Origin of the sequence: Moorena sp. SIO3B2 (assembly GCF_010692525.1) — a bacterium.
GTDB classification, from domain to species: domain Bacteria; phylum Cyanobacteriota; class Cyanobacteriia; order Cyanobacteriales; family Coleofasciculaceae; genus Moorena; species Moorena producens.
On the sequence record NZ_JAAHHE010000777.1, the window covers coordinates 1 to 1,829 of the forward strand.

Consider the following 1,829-nt stretch of genomic DNA (forward strand, 5'->3'; position numbering starts at 1 on the left):
GTAATTCGCATATTTTGTCTTGAGATCAAACCACATGAACAACCGAACAATTTTGTTTTTAGTAACTACTATCTAAAATTTTATGATTTGATTTTTTGACTTTAGAAAGCCAATCTTTAGCTGACTTTAAAATTTCTGAATAAGGAACCGTTGTTTCGGCTATTAAATCCAAAAAAAATGGTGCAAAAAACTGGGGAAAAAGTTGGTTCATTGTTCTAGCAAACTTACGCCTTAAAACAAACTGTAAGAATAATGGTTTAGATATGGGAATACTGTTCTCAGCCAGGTTCTTCAAGGTATGAGCATCTCGTATCCGGCGAGCTGTAAACTGTGGTATCGCCTTAGTATAGTCATCATCATACTCATCCAAAATGCGATCGAACACAATTACATCTTCTAAAGCTGAATTGCAACCTTGAGCTATAGTTGGGGGTACGGCATGGGCAGCATCTCCAATAATCAATACACTATCACCTTGATGATAACGATTGCAGCGAATTGTCACGAAGTTCCAGGCTGGTCTTTTGACAAAAGCTTCGGCTTCAGATTCAGACATTAGCTTGGCAACTTCTGGGAAATTATGCTCAAAAAATTCCCTTACCTCTGACTTACTAGACATACCCATTACTTGATTTTTTTTGTGCTTAAAAACAAGACCACAACTTAGGGTATTGTCGGGCTGAGGCATGGCTAATAATCGCGTACCATCCTCTAATTTCCATGAGTGTAGCTTGTTTGGTTCTAAGTTAATTCGTAACTTATCATTAATTCGCGATAAGTAAACTGTTTTGTATACCTCATGGAGATAACTTTGTTCAAACTCGAACCTTTCTGTATTTAGAAAGTGAGTTCTTACTACTGAACGCACCCCATCTGCTCCGAACAATAAGTCATAGCCAACAGTAATTTCTTCTTCTGTTTCTTTTTTAAATTTCAAGCGCTTATGTCTAAAATCTACTCCGATACATCTGGAATTGAAGTAAATGTTGAATTGTCGATTTTTGTCTTTTTCTTCGAGCTTTTCTAAAAGCGTATTTACCAGTGTATTACGGTCAATAGTCAGGATGGGTTTTCTCCTTACTAATTCCTGAGGTTTACTGTTTTTTGAATAATTAATCATGCCCGTGTTTTCGATTCCATGAGATTTTACCGCTTCCTCTAATCCGATATTCCTTAAAGCGTTCAATCCCCTTTCAGAAAGGAGAAGGGGGAAAGTTCTGTATTTAGAGAAAGATATTTTTCGGGGATCGGGGCGGCTATCATAGATATCGATTTGGTATTGACCGCGACGTAACAAGTAATGAGCAAGTAAGGAACCAGCTGGTCCAGCACCAATGATTGTAACTTTCATCACAAAAACTCCCTTGACATCCCAATCATGCAATAGTTTCCTGGTGAGGAAAGCGAGGCGGGATTTTTGCCGCTTTCCCATTAGTTAGGCTAATCTTTAAATAGGGCAATAACCACCCCATAATTTTTTTATCATAAAAAGTCAAAGTGATTAACTGTTAAGTGAAAGAATCACAGCTGATCAGGAACGTGCAACAATTGGACAGCTTGTCCTTTGACCTTCTCCCCAGGTTAGATTAAAAGTGCTCTAGGTGCTCTAGATCTATTAGCTAGGAGTCGAAACAGCAACCTGTCTATCTAAGAGCTGATTTGTAAATAAAAGCTTAAGAAGCTAATCGGCGAGTCATTAAACTAATGAGCGAGCCATAAATCATCGCTTCGCACTTTGGTAGTGTACAACTCATAATCCTTATATAGGTTACAGGCTAATCAGCCCGTCATTGAGTTCCCTTTATATTATCTTTACAAATCAGCTCTAA

General features: G+C 37.9%; 1 protein-coding gene. It reads right to left on the bottom strand.

What is annotated here, in order from left to right; genetic code table 11:
- Nucleotides 1-58 precede the first annotated feature (58 nt).
- Nucleotides 59-1,351, bottom strand: coding sequence for an FAD-dependent oxidoreductase (locus F6K38_RS40940; RefSeq protein ID WP_287360558.1), 1,293 nt, complete (start codon nucleotides 1,349-1,351; stop codon nucleotides 59-61).
- Nucleotides 1,352-1,829 lie beyond the last annotated feature (478 nt).

Coding starts and splice junctions, on each gene's coding strand:
- F6K38_RS40940 (WP_287360558.1), bottom strand. CDS start 1,351: ATGAAAGTTACAATCATTGGTGCTGGACCAGCTGGTTCCTTACTTGCT.